Raw genomic sequence first — 20,428 nt, forward strand, 5'->3', positions numbered from 1 at the left:
TACCGGCCTGTCACGCCGGGGGTCGCGGGTTCGAGTCCCGTCCGCTGCGCCATATTCGGTAGCCTGGAACACTGAACGCCAGGTCACCAAACGGAAAGCCCGCCTAGTGCGGGCTTTTTGCTGTCTGCGATTTGCCTTTTTGCACATCCCCTGTGGCGAGGGAGCTTGCTCCCGCTGGACTGCGCAGCAGGCCCGTTTTTAGGGCCGCTCCGCGTCCCAGCGGGAGCAAGCTCCCTCGCCACAGAGCATTTCATTGGCTGGCGTCCAGCGGGAGCAGGCTTCCTTATTTCATTGGCCGGCGTTGCGGCTGTGCCGGTAGTCGCTCACCGCCTCATACACCGCCTTGCGCAGACGGTTGATCCCGCCGATCGGGCGATGGGCCTCGATGCCGAACCACGGGTTGAAGGACAGGTTGTCGCATTGCAGGTTCTGCGCCGGGGTATCGAAGTCCTGGGGCGGCAGGGTCATGCGTGCCACGGTCTCGAACGGTGCATCCTGCTCGCGCCATTCGATGCTGGTGTCCTCGATGGGCATGAAAGCCCGGGCGTCCTGACGCTGGATCTGCAGCGCGAAGCAGGCGGGCACGCGGTCCGTCGACAACTGCTGGTTCAACGCGCTGCGCAGGAAGTTCGGCAGGTCCCGGTTCTGCTTGGGCAAGGTGTAGGCGGGGCAGTTGTCCGGATCCGGCGTCACCCGGAACTTGGCGTTGGCGTCCCCGAACCGGTAGGGCGACACCGAAAAGTACGTCGTGCGCGTCGGGCTTTCCGGCGGCGCGGACAGCGTCGCCAGGGCAATGAACAAATGGCGGACCTGCCAGGTGCGCGGATCCCAGCCCGGAAAGAACGCCATCACCTGCTTGCCGTCCGCCTGCGCGGCCACGTTCTGACGGTACTCGGCGACATCGCTGACGAAGAAGTTCGGGTGGCTGAACATCACAAAGTCCTGTTCATGCAGATCCTGACGGTCGCCCAGCAGCTGCTTGCCCGGCACATCGTGCAGCTTGATCGCCATGCCCCGGGCATCGCGGATGCTGTCGAACTGCGGGTACGCGTTGCCGTTGGACAGGCGCACCGTCGCCTGCCAGACCTTGCCCGGCTCGGTGAACACGCCGCGGCGCAGGCCCTCGGCCAGATCCGGCAACACCTGCACCTGCGCCTTCACGCAGCCGTGGGCCTTGGCGTGGGCATCACGCAGGTAGCGGGTGCTTTCCCGGTGCTGATCGACGATGCGCACGGCGGTCTGGATCACGTCCTGGGTCATCGCCGCTTCACCCGGCGGAATCTGTTCCAGCGCCGAGACCGGGCCGCGGTGCTGCCAGGCGAACCAGGCGGTGGCCAAGGCCCAGCCGATCAGGCCGAGCACCAGCAAGAGCAGCAGGGTCTTGCCGACGATCCGCCCCAGCCACAGCCAGAGGCGCGCCAGCGCGGTCGGTCTTTTGTAGGTATTGAAGATCATGGCAGTTGCGCCTCCAGCGGGCCGCCCAGCACTTTCAGGTATTCCAGCAAGGCCCAGCGTTCCTCGGGCTGGAGCAGGCGGCCGATCACCCCGTTGCCGCGCTCGCCGGCGCGGAATTCGTGGCCGCTGTTGTGGTTGCCGGTGATTCGGGTGTCGAACAGGAAGCCATTGGGGAAGGCCTCGGTGCGATAGCCCAGGTGCCTCGGGTCGTATTCGAACGTGCCCTTATAGAAAGTGGTGGCGCGTTCGTCCTGCGGTGACAGCAACTGAAAGAGGCTGGGCACCGAACCGTTGTGCAGGAACGGCGGCGTGGCCCAGACGCCGGCCAGCGGGCGGGCCTTGTAGGCGACTTTCTCACGCACGCCGATCGGCAGGCCGAAACCGTCGAGCTGCGGCTTTTCGGCAGGAGTGACGCCGGCTTCGCGGTAGGCGCGGTTTTCCACGAAGGCGGTCACGTAGGCCAGCCCCTTGGCCACCGACAGTCGGCTCAGGTCCAGGGGCTCGGTGGGATCGGGGTGCAGTTTGACATCCATCCTGGCCAGCTCCGCCGGATCCCATTGCAGGGCGGTCAGGTCGAAACGGTGGTCGGCGATGTTGGTGGCGGCGCCGGGATCGGTGCCGATGACGTCCACCGGCAGCATCGGCAGGTGCTGCACCCAGCGCCCGCCTTCCTGGGTCTGGCGCGGCACATGGCAGCCGGCGCAGTTTTCGGCGAACAGGGCACGGCCCTTGGCGGCCAGCGGTTTGTCCACGGTGCCCAGGAGATCTTCGGGCCAGGCCGGCGGCTGCAGCTTTTGCAGGGTCTGTTCGATCGTGTGCAGGTCGCGCACGCGGACGCTGGAGGCGTAGCGCGCGTCGCCTTGCAGCGGCTGGCCATCGGCGTCGAAGAAGTTCAGCGTGGCGCCGACGCCCAGCGCCTCACCGATGTTGCGTGCCATCGGCTGCTGCGCCGAGCCGTTCCACTGCACCCAGTCGAACGTCCACATGTCCCACAGTTGCGGGTAGTCGACGGGGGCATTGGCCACACGGTAGTTGTCGGGCGAGATCGCATCGCCGAAGGTCGCGTTGGCGATCCGGCCGAACGCGTCGGTACGGCCCGGGCCTTCCTCGGTGGGGTAGAGGCCGCGGTGGGTGTCGTTCCAGGCGACGCTGAGGAAGGTGTCCAGCGACGCCTTGAAGTCCTTTCTCAACTGGTCGTGACGGCTGTCGTAGTCGTCGCCCAGCACGGTGCGGGCGAAGCGTTCGAATTTCCACGGGTTGTAATAGGTGGACGCCAGGCTTGCCACCAGCGCTTGTCCGAAACTGCCGCCGCGCAATGTAGGAACGCTGGAAGGCAGCACGTGCTGGGCAGAGCCGCCGTCGATGCGCAAGGCCTGGCCGTTGAAGCGCAGTTCGCCGGTGTGGCAGGCGGAGCAGGTGATGTCGAGGTACTGCTCGGGACTGCCGGGATTCTGGTGCCGGGCAAACCCCACCGGCAAGTTGCCGGGGTTCTGCGGTGTGGCCTTCTGCTGCGGATCCACCAGGAAACCGAGGCGCGCCAGGTAGTCCGGGGACGCGAAACGCTGCTGGGAGAACGGCAGTTCCAGCGCCTGGAACCACGCGTAGCGCAGGCCCTTGACCTGCGTGCCCTGGGGCGTGAAGTAATAGGTCTGGCGCTCGTCTTCCGTCCACTGCTTCAGGTAATGCACCTGTTGCGGGGGGGAATAGAAGGGCAGCTTCGGGGTGGCGATGTAGTACAGCACCACCGCGAGGGCAAGGCCCGCCAGTACGGCGATCAGGGTCAAGGCACGGGAAAAGAGGCGCAAGATGAACATCCTTGTCGAATTGTTGCGCTGTTATGCCTGAGCCGGGCAGGGCGGGGCAAGTGGCCATTACGACAAGCATTGTGAGAAGCGTCGCCGGTGATCGTCAGGCCAAGATGACAGAAGCTTCATCCTGCTCTGGATCAAATGCGTTTTAATCCCTGAACTTATCGCAGGTTTCCTGCTCTCATGCCGGTAGCCATTGGTCGTGGCGGCCTGATAAGCTCGCGGCTTTACTCGATTGCCCATTCGGCGCATGAACAAGGAAATAGCATGAAACAGCATCGGTTGGCGGCGGCGGTTGCCCTGGTTAGCCTGGTACTCGCAGGTTGCGATTCGCAGACCAGCGTGGAGCTGAAAACCCCGGCGCAAAAAGCTTCCTACGGCATCGGCCTGAACATGGGCAAGAGCCTCGCCCAGGAAGGCATGGATGACCTGGACTCCAAAGCGGTGGCCCAGGGCATCGAAGATGCCGTCGGCAAGAAAGAACAGAAGCTGAAAGACGAAGAACTGGTCGAAGCCTTCGCGGCGCTGCAGAAGCGCGCCGAAGAGCGTATGGCCAAGATGAGCGAAGAGTCGGCGGCCGCCGGCAAGAAATTCCTCGAAGAGAACGGCAAGAAGGCCGGCGTGACCACCACCGCTTCCGGTCTGCAGTACGAAGTGGTCAAGAAGGCCGACGGCCCGCAGCCTAAGCCGACCGACGTGGTGACCGTTCACTACACCGGCAAGCTGACCAACGGCACCGTGTTCGACAGCTCCGTCGAGCGTGGCAGCCCGATCGATCTGCCGGTCAGCGGCGTGATCCCGGGTTGGGTCGAAGGCCTGCAACTGATGCACGTCGGCGAGAAGTACAAGCTGTACATCCCGAGCGACCTGGCCTACGGCGCGCAGAGCCCGAGCCCGGCGATTCCGGCTAACTCGGTGCTGGTGTTCGACCTGGAACTGCTGGCCATCAAGGATCCGGCCAAAGAAGACGCCGCTGCCAAGTAAGCAGCGTCGGTTTCACCCACAACGCCTCGCGAATGCGGGGCGTTGTTGCATCCGGACGACGGCAAGCGTAAACAGAGCGAACCCCTGCCGATATCGGCAGTCCCACATTTTGAGTCGGCGGCGGTAGCTGTCCTGGATCGCCAAGTCAATGAAATATTGGGGTTTTTTATGTGAGTAAAAAACGCCCGATCTGAGCGCAGCCCTTGTGAAACGGGGCTCTCAGCGTCGAAATGCAGCTCTGTTCACAAGGTTATCCACAATTTGTGTGGATAACATTTCAACGGGAAAAATCAGATGAAAACGCCCTGGAACTTCGCCCGATTCCTGCCCCTGGCCGGACGCCTGCTCGCCCGGGGACGTTTGCCGACGTTGCTGTTCGCCGTGGCCAGCAAGGGCGCCGCCCAGGGCGACCGGCTGGGCAAGCTCAAGGACGATCTGCGCCTGCTTCAGGCGTTGTGCCTGGCCTGGTGGCGCGGCGAGTACCGGGCGATCAGCCCCAAGGCGATCGTATCGGTGGTGGCGGGTCTGATGTACTTCCTCAGTCCCGTCGATGCCATACCTGACTTCATTCCGGTGTTCGGCATGCTGGATGACATCGCCGTGCTCGCCTGGCTGATGAAGACCCTCGGTGACGAACTCGATGCGTTCCGCCGGTGGCGCAACCAACAGGCCCCGGAGAAGCTTCGCGTGGTCGAGCGCCTGCCGGACACCCCTGAGCAACTTCAGCTTCAAGGCCCGAAAAAAAGCTGATCTGCGACAGCCTCCTATTCAGATAGATACCCCCCACGACCTTGGCCGCTGTTAGGATTACACTTCAAGGGAAAAGTGCTGACTCGCTAAGTGGTGTAGTCCTACGGGGTAGTCATGGATATTCAGATCATTACACGCGATGGCGAGCCCGAGTATGCGGTTCTGCCGTGGGCTCAGTATCAGGCTCTACTGAAAGCAGCAGGCATCAACGAAACACCGTCGCGGCAGGCGCAAGCGCCGGTCGCGGCCGCCCCGGACCCGATTCTTCCAGGTCTGGATCAATTACGCAGTTTGCGCGAAGGGAAGGGCATCGCCATCGAGGCGCTCGCCCGCACGGTAGGCATCAGCCCGTCTTACCTGGCCATGATCGAAAACGGCGAGCGTCAGCCCGACGCCGCGATTCGCCGCAGCCTGGCCTGGGAACTGACGGTGCCAGGGTGGAGGGAACAATCGTGAGCGTACGCATCAGCCGTCAACATTGGGACGGATTGCTGGGGGAGCTGGATCAGGCGCGCAGGCAGCGCCATCTTTTGACCTATCGGGCCTTGCTCGAACGACTGCAACTGCCCACGCCGGCGATGCAGACGCTGACCGCGGCGCTGGAGCATCTTGCCGCGCTGGACGCCAAGGCCGAACAGCCGCTGCGCAGTTCGCTGGTGATCAGCCAGGGTGCCAGCCGCCTGCCGCGCACCGGTTTCTTCGAGTGCGTCGAGCGGCTGGGGCGTTTCTCCGGGCCGTCCGACGGCGTCGCCGCCGCCTCGTGGCATGCCTCTGAAGTGGTGCGGGTGTTCGAGTACGAGTACCCGGAATCGGCGGAGGCCTGAGTGTTTCTCAAGTTCAAGGTGCGGGCCGGCTACTGGCTGGCGCGCAGGCTGTTTCACTGGTCATGGTTTGTCCGCCAACCCCGGGGCTGGCATTGGCTCGAAGGCCAGTTCGCCCGCATGGCGAACCTGGGCGATGTCGGCGCGCAGAGCTTCTACGGGCATATCCTGACGTTTCGCGGCGTGGGGCTTGGGGCGCGTGAAGAGGGTGTGCGGCTGCTGCGCCTGGCTGCGCTGGCGGGCGATGGCAAGGCGGCCTACCAGGTCGGGGCCATCAGCCTGGCCGGCACGCCGTCCAGGGCGCCGGATCCGGCGGAGGCCGAGCGCTGGTGGGGGATCGCCGCCAAGGCCGGGCATCCGTTGGCGGAGGTCAAGCTCAAGGAACTGGCGGAGCGCGGCCGATCAGAGTGACTGGCCTGTCTCAACGAATGAACGGGGCGTGAGGGCAACCTCCCGCCCCGTTTTTGTGTCTGTCTTTCTTGCGCTTGTGGGGCCGGCCTCTTCGTCAGATCGCGGCCAGGAGCCCGCCCGAACCCACAGGAGACGGGGTCAGCGTTGCCCCATCAACAACGCCGGCCCAGCGTCAGGCACGGCCCCGCTGTCGATGACATGCACGCTGTACCCCGGCACGTTCTTGGCGTGATGCTTGGCCTGGGACGCCATCTCCGCGAGCTGGCTGGCGTCCAGCTGCCCGCAGGCCTCGGGGTGCAGGTGAACCACGCCGATGGACAGCGACAGCAGCGGGAATTCCTGGCGCACCCCCTGACGGTTCGGCGCGGTGAAGCAGCCGGCGTCGAGGTGTTCGGGGCGGTAGAAGCGGCGGCACTGGCTCTGGAAGTCGTCGAGCAACTGGTTGAGGCGTTTGCGCCAGTCTTCAGGTCCCAGCACCAGCAGGAAGTCGTCGCCGCCGATGTGGCCGACGAAGTCGCGGGTGGGGTCGACGCGTTCGTTCAGGCACTGGGCCAGGCACAGCAGCACTTCGTCGCCCCGGCCGTAGCCGTAGATGTCGTTGAAGGGCTTGAAGCTGTCGATGTCCACGTAGCAGATGACCGACTCGCGGCCTTGCTGCAGCAGGCGGGTCAGGCACTGCTGGATCGGCACGTTGCCGGGCAGCAGGGTCAGGGGGTTGGCGTAGCGGGCCTGCTGGATCTTCAGCTCGGTGATCAGCTTGAGCACGTCGATCACCCGGCCCAGGCCCAGGTAGCTGCCGTTGAGGGTGATGATGAAGTCCTCTTCGATGCGTTGCCGGGCGCGGCTGGTGATCAGGCGGCTGACCTGTTGCAGCGACTGGTTCATTTCTACGGCGAGAAAGTCTTCGCTCATCAGGCGGCTGATCGGCTTGCGGGCGAACAGGTCGGTGGCGAACGGCTTGAGCAGCGCATCGGACAGCGAATGCCGGTGGACGATGCCGCAGGGCTGGCCCTGGGCGTCGAGCACCGCCAGCGAGTTCAGGTTGGCCTGACGGCGGAAGGCCTCCAGCACGGTGGCGGTCGGGGTGTCGCGGTTGACCGCCGGCTGGTCGTTGAGCAGGGCGCTGAGGTCGCTGCCTTCGTCGTTCAGGGCCACGGCGCTGCTGTCATGCTTGGGCATCAGGGCCCGGGCGTCCTTGGGCGGGTGTTCCTGGGGGCGGCCCAGCAGGTAGCCCTGCACCAGGTCGATGCCCATTTCCGTGAGCACGGCGAGCTCTTCCGGCAGTTCGATGCCCTCGGCGATCACCTGGGCCCGGGAGGCCTTGGCGATCTGCAGGATCGAACCGACGAACTCGCGCTTGAGCGCATCCTGATGGATGCCGTCGATGAAGTGGCGGTCGATCTTCACGTAGTCCGGACGCAGCTCGGACCAGAGCCGCAGGCTCGAATAGCCGGCGCCGAGGTCGTCCAGCGCAATCGAGAATCCCATGGCGCGGTAGTGGTGCAGCGCCGTTTGCAGCAGTTGGAAATCATCGGTCGGCGTCTGCTCGGTCAGTTCGATCACGACTTGGCTGGGCGGGATGCCGAAGTCCTGGAGCAACTGCAGCGTGCGCCCCGGTTGGTGCGCGGCTTCGAGCAAGGACTCCGGCGAGACATTGAGAAACAGCTTGCCCGGCAGCCGCTGTTCGTTGAAGCGCCGGCAGGCGCTTTGCCGGCAGGCGATCTCCAGTTCGCTCAGGCGCCCGGCCTGGCGGGCCACGGCGAACAGGGCAATGGGGGAGTGCAGCGGGCTGTTGGACGGGCCTCGGGTCAGGGCCTCGTAGCCGAGAATGCGCCGCTCCGAGAGGCAGATGATCGGCTGGAACAGGCTGTGCAAACCGCTTTGAGTCAGGATCGAGCTCAAGGCACTCAGCTGTTCGGTCGTGGTCATGGCAATCTCGGGCGATAAAAAAAGGACTGGGAGCGCTCTTGTTCAAGAGCCGCTCCCAGTCCTTTATTGCACGACAGAATGATGACTGTTTGATGACGATCCGGGGATCGCCACCATTAAATTGCCATCACCTTACTTCTTGGCGACCTGATTGCTCAGTTTCAGGTAGTCCAGCAGCACCCGCCCGGTCTCGCTCAGGTAGGCGTCGTCTTCCGGCTTGACCTTGTCCGGCTCGGCGGCGGCCAGGGCGTCGTCGTCTTCTTTCTTCAGCTCCTTGAGCGGTTCTTCGCCCTTGGCCTTGCGACGGATGTTTTCCATCGCCAGTTGCTTGGCGTCGATGTCGGCGTGCTGGGCGCGGCGGTCGGCTTCGTTGAGGCTGACGGTCTTCTCCTCCAGCAGCTTCTGCGCCAGGGCCAGCTTGTCGCGGATGAACACGAACTCCGCGTCCTTGGCGGTGCGGGTGTCATGCTCGGACTTGAGCTGCGCCAGGAACGGCTTGAACGGATCCACCGCCGGCTTGATCGCCGCGCGGATGGTGTCCCACGGCATGGCTTCCGGCAGGGCGCTTTCGCCGATTTCCTTGGTGTCGATCAGCGACGGGTAGTCGATGTCCGGCAGTACGCCCTGGTGCTGGGTGCTCTGGCCGGAGACGCGGTAGAACTTGGCCAGGGTCAGCTTCAGCTCGCCGTGGTTCAGCGGCTGGATGGTCTGCACGGTGCCTTTGCCGAAGGTCTGGCCGCCGATGATCAGCGCACGGTGGTAGTCCTGCATGGCGCCGGCGAAGATCTCCGAGGCCGAAGCGGACAGGCGGTTGACCAGCAACGCCATCGGCCCTTTGTAGAAGGCGCCGGGGTTTTCGTCTTCGAGCACGTCGACACGGCCGTCGGCGTTGCGCACGAGCACGGTCGGGCCCTTGTCGATGAACAGGCTGGTCAGCTCGGTGGCCTCCTGCAGGGAACCGCCGCCGTTGTTGCGCAGGTCGATGACCACGCCGTCGACTTTCTCTTTCTGCAGTTCGGTCAGCAGTTTCTTGACGTCGCGGGTGGTGCTCTTGTAGTCCGGATCGCCGGCACGGAACGCCTTGAAGTCGAGGTAGAAGGCCGGGATCTCGATCACGCCCAGCTTGTAGTCCTTGCCGTCCTGCTTCAGGTTGAGCACGGATTTCTTCACGGCCTGGTCTTCGAGCTTCACCGCCTCACGGGTGATCGGCACGATCTTGCTGGTCTGGTCGTTCGGCGCATTGCTGGCCGGGATCACTTCCAGGCGCACCACGGTGCCTTTCGGGCCGCGGATCAGCTTGACCACTTCGTCCAGGCGCCAGCCGACCACGTCGACCATTTCCTTGTTGCCCTGGGCGACGCCGATGATCTTGTCCGCCGGAGCGACCTGCTTGGTCTTGTCGGCAGGGCCGGCCGGCACCAGGCGCACGACCTTCACCTGATCGTTGTCGCTCTGCAGCACGGCGCCGATGCCCTCGAGGGACAGGCTCATGTTGATGTCGAAGTTTTCCGCGTTGTCCGGCGACAGATAGTTGGTGTGCGGGTCGTAGGACATCGCGAAGGTGTTGATGTACGCCTGGAAGATGTCTTCGGGGCGGGTCTGGTCCAGGCGCGCCAGTTGGTTCTTGTAGCGCTTGGTCAGGGTTTCCTGGATCTGCTTGGGCTCTTTGCCGGCGATCTTCATCCGCAGCACTTCGTCCTTGACGCGTTTGCGCCACAGGTCGTCGAGCTCGGCGGTGGACTTGAGCCAAGGCGCGTCCTTGCGGTCGATCAGCAAGGTCTCCTTGGTGGTGAAGTCCATCTTGTCGACACCCTTGCCCAGCTCGCCGAGGGCGAAGTCCAGGCGCGCCTTCACGCGGTCCAGGTAGCGCTTGTAGATGGTGAACCCGGCGTTGAGGTCGCCGCTCTTGAGGAAGTCGTCGAACTGGGTCTTCCACTTGTCGAATTCGGCGATGTCGCTGGCCATGAAGTAGCTGCGCGACGGATCCAGCAGCTTGATGTAGCTGTCGTAGATGATCACCGAACGGGCGTCGTCCAGCGGCGGCTTGCTGTAGTGGTGGCGCTTGAGCAGCTCGACGACGTTCAGGCTGGCGATCACCTCGTCGCGGTCGGGCTGCAACTTGTCCCAGCTGTTGGCTGCGAATGAGCTGCCCGAGACCGGCAACAGACCGATACCGATGATGAGGGCGAGGGCGGAGCTGGGGAGCAGATGCTTCATGCTGATTCGACGCGGGGACAATTGATAACGCATATTAGGCCGTCTTTGAAGTCGCCGGTACCTCTGCGCGCTGCCCGAACACAATCGTTCAGTGTTCGTTCAGACCCAGGGCCGGTCGCATAATGCAAAAAGCCCGGCGCTACAGCTTCGGGCTCAGTCCAGACTCACTATGGAGGCACTGTGAAGGCATTGCAAGGCGTTGACGGTCAAGTGGCATGGGTAGATGAGCCGAGTCCTGCGTGCGATGCGGGGCAAGTGCGCATCCGGGTGGCGGCGGCGGGGCTCAACCGCGCCGATCTGCTGCAGAAGGCGGGGCTCTATCCGCCGCCGCCGGGGGCCAGCCAGGTGCTCGGCCTCGAGTGTTCGGGGGTGATCAGCGAGGTCGGGGCAGGCTCTTCCTGGCAGGTCGGCGACCGGGTGTGCGCGCTGCTGGCCGGCGGCGGAATGGCCGAAGAAGTGGTCGTCGACGGACGGCACGTGCTGGCGGTGCCGGAGGGCGTGTCGCTGGTCGAGGCCGCCGCGCTGCCCGAGGTGTACGCCACGGTCTGGCTGAACGTGTTTCGGCTGGCGGCGCTCAAGCCGGGCGAGAAGGTCTTGCTGCATGCCGGCGCCAGCGGCATCGGCTCGGCCGCCATTCAGCTGTGCAAGGCGTTCGGCAACCCGTGCTGGGTCAGCGTCGGCTCGGCCGAGCGCTTGGCCTACTGCGAGTCGCTGGGCGCACAGGGCGGTGTCGTGCGCACCGACGATCTGGAGAGCCTGCGCGATTTCGCCCCGTTCGATGTGATCCTGGATCCGGTCGGCGGACAATATTCGGCATTGAACCTCAAGCTGTTGGCGCAGGACGGCCGCTGGGTGCTGATCGGCCTGATGGGCGGGCGCGAGGCGAAGCTGGATCTGGCCCAGGTGCTGAGCAAGCGTGTGCAGTTGCTGGGCTCGACCCTGCGCAGCCGCGACGACGGGTTCAAGGCCGATCTGTTCGCCGACCTGAACCAGCATGTCTGGCCGCTGTTCGCCGAAGGACGGTTGAGCCCGCAGTTGGCGAAGACGTTTGCGGTCAAGGACGCCGAAGCGGCGTTTGCGGAGCTGGCGAGCAACACCGTGGCGGGGAAGGTGGTGCTGGTGATCGACGACAGCCTGGCCTGAGATTGCATTGGGCCAGGCACTGTTGTGGTCAGGGAGTTGTTCTGGGCAGGGAGCTGCTGTGGCGAGGGAGCTTGCTCCCGCTGGGGCGCGCAGCGGCCCCGAACTGATCGGCCTGCCTTGCAGGCCAGCGGGAGCAAGCTCCCTCGCCACAGGGCGGTCACGTCCAGAGGTGGATCGGCCAGCCGGCCTGTTCGGCGTGTTCGCGCAGCACCGGATCCGGGTTCACGACATGCGGGTAGTCGACCTTCAGCAGCAGCGGCAGGTCGTTGCGCGAGTCGGAATAGAAGCTTGCGCCTTCCAGGTTTTCCTCTTCGGCGTCCAGCCACTCCAGCAGCCGGGTGATCTTGCCTTCGCGGTAGGTCAGGATGCCGGTGGTCTGGCCGCTGTACACGCCGTGCGCCACTTCCAGTTCGATGCCGAGGATTTCGTCGATGCCCAGGCGTTCGGCGATCGGCTTGACCAGGTGCGTGCCCGAGGCCGAGATCACCAGGATCCGGTCGCCGGCCTTGCGGTGGGCGGCGATGGCCTTGGTCGCGTCGCTGAAGATGATCGGTTCGATGAAGTCTTCCACCCACGGTTCGACCAGGTGCTCGACCTCCGCCGGGGTGCGGCCGATCAGCGGCTCAAGGCTGAACGCCATGTAGTCCTCCATGCGCAGCTTGCCATGGCTGTAGGCGTCCATCAGCTCGTTGTTCCTGCGCATGAACGACTCGGGATCGACCCAGCCCAGCCGTCCCATCTGCTCGCTCCAGAGGGAGGCGCAGTCGCCGTGGATCAGGGTTTCGTCCAGATCAAAAATTGCCAGGGCCATCAGTGCGGTTCTCTCTTCAACGTCAGCAAAGTCATCAGGCTACCTCACGCAGGGCCGTCGGATCGATGGAAAGCTTCAGGCGACGGCCGTCGGGGTGCAGGTCCGCCGCCGAACGGTTGAGCACGTCCACCACCAGTTCCACGCCCCGGGCCTCGACCCGGTAGCGGATCACGTTGCCCAGCAGGCTGTGGCTGCGGATCTGCGCATCGGGTTCGCCGTCCACGCGCAGTTCGATGGCTTCCGGGCGGATGGCGATGCGGTGGTGGATCGGGCGCTGCAGCAGCTTGGAGGCGGTGTCGGCGTCCAGCAGGTTGTAGTTGCCGATGAAGCCGGCGGCGAACACGTCCACCGGTGCGGTGTACAGGGTTTCGGCATCGCCGCTCTGTACGATCTTTCCCTGATTCATCAGGAAAATCCGGTCAGACATGGTCAGGGCTTCTTCCTGGTCGTGGGTGACGAAGATCGTGGTCAGGCCGAGCTCGCGCTGGATCTGACGGATCTGCTCGCGCAGGTGCTTGCGGATCCGCGCATCGAGGGCCGACAGCGGTTCGTCCAGCAACAGCAGGCGGGGTCGGGTGACCAGGGAGCGGGCGAGGGCGACGCGCTGGCACTGGCCGCCGGACAGCTGATGGGGGTAGCGGCCGGCGAAGTCGTTGAGCTCCACCAGCTTCAGCGCTTCGGCCACGCGCTTGTGGCTGTCGTCGGCGTTGACCTTCTGCATGCGCAGGCCGAACGCCACGTTCTGCTCCACGGTCATGTTGGGGAACAGCGCATAGCTCTGGAACACCATGCCGATCCCGCGCTTCTGCGGGCTCAGCGGCACGATGTCGACGCCGTCGAGCAGGATCTTGCCGCCGTCCACCGGCGTCAGCCCGGCGATGCAGCGCAGCAGGGTGGACTTGCCGCAGCCGGACGGGCCGAGCAGGGTGACGAACTCGCCCTTGTTGATTTCGCAGTTGATGTCGCTGAACACCGTGGTGCCGGCGTAGTGCTTTTGCAGGTGTTGGACGCTGACATAGCTCATTGGCTTTTGTCCTTGTTCAAGATGTTGGCGACCCAGGTCAGGACCAGCACGAAAAAGAAGTAGGAGATCACCAGCGCACTGGTGAAGTGGCCGCTGCTGTTGCGCATGTTGTTCAGGTAGACCTGCAGGGTTTCGTAGCGGGTGCCGACCAGGATGTTGGCGAACACGAACTCGCCGAACAGGAACGAGAACGACAGCAGCAGCGCCACCATCAGGCCCTTGCGCAGGTTCGGCAGCACCACCAGGAACGCCGCTTGCCAGGTGCTGGCGCCGAGCAGTTGGGCGGCGTCCATCAGGTCGCGCAGGTTGATCGCCTGCAGGTTGTTGGTGATCGCCCGGTACATGAACGGCAGCGCCACGGTGAAGTAGCAGCCGATCAGGATCCACGGCGTGCCGACCATCGCCAGCGGCCCGGAGCCGTAGAGCTGCAGCAGCCCCACCGACGACACCACCGGCGGCACCGCGAAAGGCAGCAGGATCAGGATGTTCATCAGCGCGTCGAGCTTGGGGAAGTGGTAGTGCACCACGAACAGCAGCGGCAGGATCAGCACCACCGACAGGACCAGCGCGCCGACGCAGACCAGCAGGGACTGGCCGAAGGCATGCAGGAAGCGCGGATCGCTCCACAGCTGGATGTACCACTTGAAGGTGAAGCCGCTGGGCAGCACCGTGGCTGACCAGCTGCTGGCGATCGAGTAGACCAGCGTGCCCGCCAGCGGCAGCAGCAGGACGGCGAACAGCAGGCAGACCACGACGCGGTGGTAGACGCCGGCCGGGCCGGATTCAGCGCGAGACATGGTAGCTCCTCTTGAGCAGCAGTTGGTGCACGACGGTCACCAGGGTCATCAGGGCCACCAGCACCACGGCCAGGGCGCTGGCCAGGTTCGGGTCGAGCGAGATGTCGCCGGAGACCATCGCCGCGATGCGGATCGGCAGCACGTTGAAGTTGCCGGTGGTCAGCGCGTAGACCGTGGCGTAGGCGCCCAGGGCGTTGGCCAGCAGGATCACGAAGGTGCCCAGCAGCGCCGGGGTCAGCACCGGCAGGCCGATGTGGCGCCAGAACTGCCAGCCGCTGGCGCCGAGCAGGGCGGCGGACTCGCGCCAGTCTTCGCGCAGCGCATCGAACGCGGGGTAGAGCAGCAGCACGCCGAGGGGGATCTGGAAGTAGGTGTAGAGGATGATCAGCCCGGTCTTGGAGTACAGGTTGAAGTCCTGGATGATCCCGGCCTGCTTCAGCATGATCGTGATGCTGCCGTTGAAGCCCAGCAGGATGATGAACGCGAAGGCCAGGGGCACGCCGGCGAAGTTGCTGGTCATGTTGGCGAAGGCGTTGACGAAGTTGCGCAGTTTGCTGTCGACCCGGCGCAGCGAGTACGCGCCCAGCACGGCGATGACGATGCCGAACACGCTCGACCAGAAACTGATCTCCAGGCTGTACTGGATCGCTTGCAGGTAGAACTTGGAGCTGAAGATCCTGGTGAAGTTGGCCAGGCCCCAGCCGGACTCCTCCGATTGCAGGCTGTTGATCATCACCCAGGCCAGCGGTGCGATCTCGAACACGACAAAGAACAGGGCGAAAGGCACCAGGCACAGGGCGGCCAGCCATTTGCTGCGGGTCATGGGATTCATTTGAGCAGCTCCCGGCAGACCGGTTTGTCGTGGGGTACGCCGAGCAGTTCGCAGACGGTGCCGCACAGGTCGGTCTGCTTCGGCCGGGCGCCCGGATCCAGGCTGAAGGCCTCGCCCAGCACGAACAGCGGCACCTGGCGCTCTTCCGGCAGCAGGCCGTTGTGCGAGCGGTCGTTGTTCATGCCGTGGTCGGCGGTCACCAGCACCTGATAGCCGGCGTCGAGCCAGCCTTGCAGGTAGTCGGCGAGGATGATGTCGGCGCTGCGGGCGCTGTTGCGGTACTGGGGCGAGTCGAGGCCATGCTTGTGGCCGGCGTCGTCGATGTTCATCGGATGGATCAGCAGGAAGTTCGGGCGGTGGCGCAGGCGCAGGTGCTCGGCGTCGGCGAACAGGTGCGAGTCCGGGTAGTGGTCGCTCCAGTAGAAATGGCCGTGCTGGATCGGCAGGGCCGGGTCGTCGGTGTGACGGTCGCGCGCCGCCACGAACGGCGAGCGGTTGTACAGCTCGCTGACCCAATGGTAAGCCGCCGCTGCGGTCGTCAGGCCGGCGTCCCTGGCGTAGTGGTAGATGCTGCGCTGGTTGGACAGGCGCGAGACGTTGTTGTGGACGATGCCGCTGTCGATGGGCGGCACGCCGGTGAGGATGCATTCGTACAGCGGTCGGGACAGGGCCGGAAGCTCGCACTCCAGTTGATAGAGCGCGGCGCGTCCTGCGCCGACATAAGCTTGCAGATGCCCCATGGCGTGACGGGCGACCTCGTGGCTGAGGCCGTCGAGCACGACAAGGATGACGTTGTGCTTCATAGGGGCAGAAACTCCGCGAAACAATAAGAACGGGAAACTCGAAATCGACACGGATCCTGTGGGAGCGGGCTTGCCCGCGAAGGCGTCATGTCATTCAACCCATGTGTTGAATGTGAAATTGCCATCGCGGGCAAGCCCGCTCCCACAGGGTTTTGTGCCAGACCCAGTGGGGATCTATCGGCTTACTTCATCTCGACGATGACTTCTTCGTTCCACTTCTGCGGCAGGGCCTTGGAGGTCTTCTCCCACGCATCGGCGTCCTTGATCGGGGTGACCTTCTTGTACTGCTCGTTCGGCAGCAGCTTGGCCTTCACGTCTTCCGGCAGGGTCAGGTGCTCGGCGCGGATCGGACGGGCGTTGCCGCGGGCGAGGTTGATCTGGCCGGCGTCGCTGAAGATGTATTCGCGGGTCAGCTTGGCCGCGTTCGGGTTCTTCGCGTACTTGTTGATGATGGTGGTGTAGCCGGAGATCACCGAGCCGTCGGACGGGATCAGCACCACGTAGTCATCGGGGTTGGCCATCTTGGCCTTGTAGCTCAGGCCGTTGAAGTCCCAGACCACGCCGACCTCGATCTCGCCCTTCTCCATGGTGGCGATGGTCGGGTTGGCCATCGACAGGCGGCCCTGCTTGGCGATGTCGGCGAACAGCAGCAGCGCCGGCTGCAGGTTCTTCTCGTCGCCGCCGTTGGCCAGCGCGGCGGCCAGCACGCCGTTGGCGGCTTGCGCGGCGGTGCTCACGTCACCGATGGAGACCTTGTACTTGCCGCCCTTGAGGTCGGCCCACTTGGTCGGCACTTCGGAGCCGTGCAGCAGCTTCTTGTTGACGATGAAGGCGATGGTGCCGGTGTAGGCCAGCGCCCAGTTGCCGTCCTTGTCCTTGGCCCAGGCAGGCACTTGCTCCCAGGTGCTCGGCTTGTACGGCTGAACCACGCCTTGCTTGACCGCGATCGGGCCGAAGGCCGCGCCCACGTCGCCGATGTCGGCGGTGGCGTTGTCCTTCTCGGCGGCGAACTTGGCGATTTCCTGGGCCGAGCTCATGTCGGTGTCGACGTGCTTGAGGCCGTAGGTCTTGGCCAGGTCTTCCCAGGTGCCTTTCCAGTTGGCCCAGTCGTCGGGCATGCCGACGCTGTTGACGGCGCCTTCCGCTTTCGCAGCGGCTTCCAGGGTTTTCAGGTCGTCGGCCGCCATGGCGGCGGTGCACATGGCAATGGTCGAGCCTAACAGTGATGCCAGGAAAAACTGTTTCATTCCGAAGCTCCTTGGGTCGTGTTCAACGCTGCGATTGCGGTGTGTGTTGGTCTAGGTCAGCAATACCTGAGCCAATCTAAGGGGGCTGGATGACACTTTGATGTCGGCGACCGTCCGGCGGCGTTTTTTTCTGCGGGCTGTCGCAGGCTGCCCGGTAAGCGTAGACCATGGCCGAAGCCCGGTCCGCAAGGGACTTGGCCGATGTATTGCAGGCTGTGAGTGTGACCGCCGGGCGGTTTTGTCATCTCCCGGTCATGTGCGCTGCCTAGGCTTTGCACTCAGTGATGAGCCGGTTTTGCAGCGCGGTTCTGCCCCGAAACAGTGCTGGTCTAGTCCAGATAGGTAACGTTGATGCGCGATGAGGCAACAAAAGCGGTGACAGCCATTTGCCAGATCCTTCAGGAGCAGATGAACCACGGCCTGTTGGCGCCCGGCAGCAAGCTGCCGGCCGAGCGCAAGCTCAGCGAGCTGTTCGGCACCACCCGGATCACGGTGCGCGAGGCGTTGCTGCAACTGGAGGCCCAAGGGCAGATCTACCGCGAGGAGCGCCGTGGCTGGTTCGTGTCGCCGCCGCGCCTGGCCTACAACCTGATGCAACGCAGCCACTTTCACGCGATGGTCAGCGCCCAGGGGCGGGTGCCGTCGACCGAGGTGATTTCGGCGCGGCTGCAGCCGGCGTCGGCGGCGGTGTGCGCCTGGCTGCAATTGCCGGCGTTGTCGAGCGTGATCCAGATCTGCCGCGCCCGGCGCATCGACGGGCGGCTGGTGCTGTATGTGGAGCATTACCTGAACCCGCAGTATTTTCCGGGCATCCTGGAATGCGACCTGAACCAGTCGATCACCGAGCTGTACGCGCGCAACTACGACCTGCACTACGGACGGGTGCGGTTCGAGATCGTGCCGACCTCGCTGTCGGTGGATGCCGCCGCGGCGCTGCGGGTGTCGGTGGGCAGCCCGGGACTGCGGATCGCCCGGGTCAATTACGATCAGCACGAGCGGCTGATCGACTGCGACCTGGAGTTCTGGCGGCATGACGCGATCCATGTCGGCGTCGACGTGGTCTGACTGAACCGGTGTATTTGCTGAGGCCATCGCCAGCAGGCTGGCTCCCACAAGGTTTGCGCCGCACACGGAACGGTGGGAGCGAGCCTGCTCGCGATGGCGGACGCCCGGTCACTCCGGCTTCGGCTCTCCACCGCCGGCCGTCACCACCTGCACGCTCATGCGCGGCGTCGCCAGGTCCAGCCCGGCTTCGTCCAGGTGGCGCTTGAGCGACAGGTTGAACGCCCGCGAAACCTCCCACTGCTTGATCGGCGCGGTCTTGAAGCGCGCCCGCAGGATCGCGTTGCCGGACTCGAAGCTTTCCACCCCCTGAAACTCCAGCGGCGACCAGATGTTGCGGCGCTGCAGGGGATCGGTGCGCATCTTCTGGCCGACCTCGCGCATCAGCTTCATCGCCTCGTCGATGTCCATGTTGTACGGCACCGCGACCCGGAAGATCGCGTAGCCGAACTCGCGGGAGTAGTTCTTGATGCTCTTGATTTCGCTGAACGGGATGGTGTGGACGATGCCGTCGATGTCCCGCAGGCGCACGGTGCGGATGGTCAGTCCTTCGACGGTGCCCAGGTGGCCGCCGACGTCCACGTAGTCGTCGATGGCCAGCGAGTCTTCGATGATGATGAACAGCCCGGTGATCAGGTCCGCCACCAGCGACTGCGCACCGAAACCGATGGCCAGGCCGATCACGCCCGCACCGGCCAGCAGCGGCGTGACGTTCATGCCCATGTTCGCGAGCGCGACGATCAGGGCCACGATGAAGATCGCCACGAACAGCACGTTGCGGATCAGCGGCATCATCGTCTGCGCGCGGGTGTTGGCCAGGCCTTTGCGCGAGCGGGTGAGGGCGTGGTGCACGGCGGTGTCGCTGAGGATCCAGATCAGCCAGGCGAAGATCAGGGTGCCGATCAGGCTGAACAGCTTGACGCTGACGTCGTGGCCTTCGCCCTCGGTGAAGCCGATCAGCGACTTGCCCCACACCCGCAGGCCCAGCTCGATGAACGCCAGCCACACCGCCAGGTGGGCGAGGGTGTAGAAAAAGCCCTTGAGGCGCTCGGAATAGAACGCGTGGCGCTTCGGCCCGCGCTGCGGCTTGAGCGCATGGCGGCGCACCAGGCCGTTGATGACCATGCACAGCACCAGCAGCACGGTGCAGATCAGCGACTGGCGCAACGCGGTGCTGGTGTCGCCGGCGGAAATGAACGTGGCGAACAGGGAAATGCCGACCAGCACCAGCGCCGGGACGTACCAGAACGTGCCCAGGATCTCGATGGTGTCGCTGAGGGCGCGTCGGGTCAGGCGGCGGGACAGCGGCTGGTTGCGGATCAGGTGGGCGATGGGCCGCCGGAAGCGCAGGATGAACAGCCCGGTGAACAGGGCGGCGAACACATTGGCGACCGTGGCGGCGGTGTGCGCCAGGTGCACGCCGAGGCTGGCGATCAGGCGCGGATCGTTCAGGGCCTCGCCGAACGCGGCGAAGCTGCCGATCAGCCACAGCGGCCGGAACGCCTGATGCCGCAGGATGTACAGCGCACGGTGGCGGTGCGGCCCGTCGAGCAGGGAAAAGGCGATCACGCAGATCGCCGAGAAACAGGTGCCCACCACCAGGGCATACGCCAGCACCATCGCCAGGCTCTTGCCCAGCGACGACGGCAGGGCGTAGCTCATGTAGACGGTCATCACCAGCGCGATCATCCACGGCCCGAGCTTGCGCAGGGCGAAGCGCAGCATGTCGAGGGCCTTGGGGTGCTGCGGCAGCTCTTCGGTGAGGCCGAAGCGCAGGCGCACCCGGTGCCCGAGCCAGATCAGCGCGGCAGCGAGCAGGCTCCAGACCGCGAGGATCACCGCAAAGGCAAAGATGATCGGCACCCATTCGCTGGCGGGCACCATCAGGGCGGCCAGCTCGTCCTGGGCCTGGTCGAATTCGGCGAGCCAGCGGCTGAGCGGGCTGTCGGCGCCGGAGAACTGCTTCTCGAAGTTGGCCAGGGTGCCGCCGATCAGGCCCAGCACGCCTTCTTCCGGGGTGGCCTGGGCCTTTTGGGTGGCGTCGCGCAGTTTCTTCAGGTCCGCCAGCAGGCGGGCGCGCTGCTGATCGTTCTCCAGCGACTTGATGACTTCGTCCAGCGACTGGCCGAGCGGCTCCTGGGCCTCCGGCTGAGCCTTGTTCGCGCCGTTGAGGATGCCCGGCAGGCCGACCGCCCCGGCCGGCGCCAGCGGCAGCAACGACATCAGGCAGACGAGAAACAGGCAGGGCAGGGTGAAGAGACGGGCAAACACTGGGCAGTCAACCTCGCAAAGGGCGGATCAGGCGAGTGTACGAGCCCGCCGGAGCCAATGCGA

The 20,428-nt window shown here is 64.8% G+C and carries 18 protein-coding genes; 7 read left to right on the plus strand and 11 right to left on the minus strand.

The window, feature by feature from the left end; translation table 11 throughout:
• Positions 1–288: 288 nt before the first annotated feature.
• Positions 289–1,455: a catalase family protein gene (locus tag ACIP0B_RS19400; RefSeq protein WP_400835154.1), complete on the minus strand. Its 1,167-nt coding sequence runs from the start codon at positions 1,453–1,455 to the stop codon at positions 289–291.
• Positions 1,452–3,260 (minus strand): di-heme-cytochrome C peroxidase, encoded by a 1,809-nt coding sequence (locus ACIP0B_RS19405; protein WP_400835157.1) that lies wholly within the window; start codon positions 3,258–3,260, stop codon positions 1,452–1,454. The genes ACIP0B_RS19400 and ACIP0B_RS19405 overlap by 4 nt, the downstream gene beginning before the upstream one ends.
• A gap of 270 nt (positions 3,261–3,530) precedes the next feature.
• On the opposite strand from ACIP0B_RS19405, the gene ACIP0B_RS19410 reads away from it, so the two are divergent.
• The 5 genes from ACIP0B_RS19410 (at position 3,531) to ACIP0B_RS19430 (ending at position 6,229) form a co-directional block, all read left to right on the plus strand.
• Complete coding sequence (locus tag ACIP0B_RS19410) at positions 3,531–4,247, plus strand: FKBP-type peptidyl-prolyl cis-trans isomerase (protein WP_007950433.1); 717 nt, start codon at positions 3,531–3,533, stop codon at positions 4,245–4,247.
• A 294-nt stretch (positions 4,248–4,541) separates the two neighbouring features.
• Positions 4,542–4,997, plus strand: a complete 456-nt coding sequence (locus tag ACIP0B_RS19415; protein WP_400835160.1) for a YkvA family protein — start codon at positions 4,542–4,544, stop codon at positions 4,995–4,997.
• Between the two features lie 114 nt (positions 4,998–5,111).
• Positions 5,112–5,453, plus strand: a complete 342-nt coding sequence (locus ACIP0B_RS19420) for a helix-turn-helix domain-containing protein (protein WP_400835163.1) — start codon at positions 5,112–5,114, stop codon at positions 5,451–5,453.
• Complete coding sequence (locus ACIP0B_RS19425) at positions 5,450–5,821, plus strand: hypothetical protein (protein WP_003223109.1); 372 nt, start codon at positions 5,450–5,452, stop codon at positions 5,819–5,821. Before ACIP0B_RS19420 ends, ACIP0B_RS19425 begins: the two co-directional genes overlap by 4 nt.
• The gene (locus ACIP0B_RS19430; protein WP_400835166.1) at positions 5,822–6,229 is read left to right on the plus strand and encodes a sel1 repeat family protein; all 408 of its coding nucleotides are present in this window, start codon (positions 5,822–5,824) and stop codon (positions 6,227–6,229) included.
• A 138-nt stretch (positions 6,230–6,367) separates the two neighbouring features.
• Here the strand turns inward: ACIP0B_RS19430 and ACIP0B_RS19435 are convergent, their stop codons facing one another.
• Both ACIP0B_RS19435 and ACIP0B_RS19440 read right to left on the minus strand, forming a co-directional pair.
• Positions 6,368–8,158: a bifunctional diguanylate cyclase/phosphodiesterase gene (locus ACIP0B_RS19435; protein ID WP_400835169.1), complete on the minus strand. Its 1,791-nt coding sequence runs from the start codon at positions 8,156–8,158 to the stop codon at positions 6,368–6,370.
• A gap of 132 nt (positions 8,159–8,290) precedes the next feature.
• The gene (locus ACIP0B_RS19440) at positions 8,291–10,375 is read right to left on the minus strand and encodes a carboxy terminal-processing peptidase (protein ID WP_400835172.1); all 2,085 of its coding nucleotides are present in this window, start codon (positions 10,373–10,375) and stop codon (positions 8,291–8,293) included.
• A gap of 180 nt (positions 10,376–10,555) precedes the next feature.
• Between ACIP0B_RS19440 and ACIP0B_RS19445 the strand changes: the two genes are divergently transcribed.
• The gene (locus tag ACIP0B_RS19445) at positions 10,556–11,518 is read left to right on the plus strand and encodes an NAD(P)H-quinone oxidoreductase (protein ID WP_400835175.1); all 963 of its coding nucleotides are present in this window, start codon (positions 10,556–10,558) and stop codon (positions 11,516–11,518) included.
• A gap of 157 nt (positions 11,519–11,675) precedes the next feature.
• On the opposite strand, the gene ACIP0B_RS19450 is transcribed toward ACIP0B_RS19445, so the two are convergent.
• The 6 genes from ACIP0B_RS19450 to ACIP0B_RS19475 all read right to left on the minus strand — a co-directional run bounded on the left by ACIP0B_RS19450 (position 11,676) and on the right by ACIP0B_RS19475 (position 17,032).
• Positions 11,676–12,329: an HAD family phosphatase gene (locus tag ACIP0B_RS19450; RefSeq protein ID WP_217893041.1), complete on the minus strand. Its 654-nt coding sequence runs from the start codon at positions 12,327–12,329 to the stop codon at positions 11,676–11,678.
• Between the two features lie 34 nt (positions 12,330–12,363).
• Positions 12,364–13,353 (minus strand): ABC transporter ATP-binding protein, encoded by a 990-nt coding sequence (locus ACIP0B_RS19455; protein ID WP_400835180.1) that lies wholly within the window; start codon positions 13,351–13,353, stop codon positions 12,364–12,366.
• The gene (locus ACIP0B_RS19460; protein WP_400835183.1) at positions 13,350–14,150 is read right to left on the minus strand and encodes an ABC transporter permease; all 801 of its coding nucleotides are present in this window, start codon (positions 14,148–14,150) and stop codon (positions 13,350–13,352) included. The genes ACIP0B_RS19455 and ACIP0B_RS19460 overlap by 4 nt, the downstream gene beginning before the upstream one ends.
• Positions 14,137–14,982: an ABC transporter permease gene (locus ACIP0B_RS19465; RefSeq protein WP_400835186.1), complete on the minus strand. Its 846-nt coding sequence runs from the start codon at positions 14,980–14,982 to the stop codon at positions 14,137–14,139. Before ACIP0B_RS19465 ends, ACIP0B_RS19460 begins: the two co-directional genes overlap by 14 nt.
• Entirely contained in the window at positions 14,979–15,785 is an 807-nt protein-coding gene (locus ACIP0B_RS19470) for an alkaline phosphatase family protein (protein WP_400835189.1), read from the minus strand. The genes ACIP0B_RS19465 and ACIP0B_RS19470 overlap by 4 nt, the downstream gene beginning before the upstream one ends.
• Before the next feature lie 182 nt (positions 15,786–15,967).
• Entirely contained in the window at positions 15,968–17,032 is a 1,065-nt protein-coding gene (locus tag ACIP0B_RS19475; protein ID WP_400835192.1) for an ABC transporter substrate-binding protein, read from the minus strand.
• A gap of 351 nt (positions 17,033–17,383) precedes the next feature.
• On the opposite strand from ACIP0B_RS19475, the gene ACIP0B_RS19480 reads away from it, so the two are divergent.
• Complete coding sequence (locus ACIP0B_RS19480) at positions 17,384–18,097, plus strand: UTRA domain-containing protein (protein WP_400835195.1); 714 nt, start codon at positions 17,384–17,386, stop codon at positions 18,095–18,097.
• Positions 18,098–18,205: 108 nt separating this feature from the next.
• Here ACIP0B_RS19480 and ACIP0B_RS19485 read toward each other — a convergent pair whose 3' ends face one another.
• Complete coding sequence (locus tag ACIP0B_RS19485) at positions 18,206–20,365, minus strand: mechanosensitive ion channel domain-containing protein (protein WP_400835197.1); 2,160 nt, start codon at positions 20,363–20,365, stop codon at positions 18,206–18,208.
• Positions 20,366–20,428: the final 63 nt, after the last annotated feature.

This window comes from Pseudomonas sp. NPDC089534, from assembly GCF_044749305.1.
In the GTDB taxonomy this organism is placed as follows: Bacteria; Pseudomonadota; Gammaproteobacteria; order Pseudomonadales; family Pseudomonadaceae; genus Aquipseudomonas; species Aquipseudomonas ekonensis.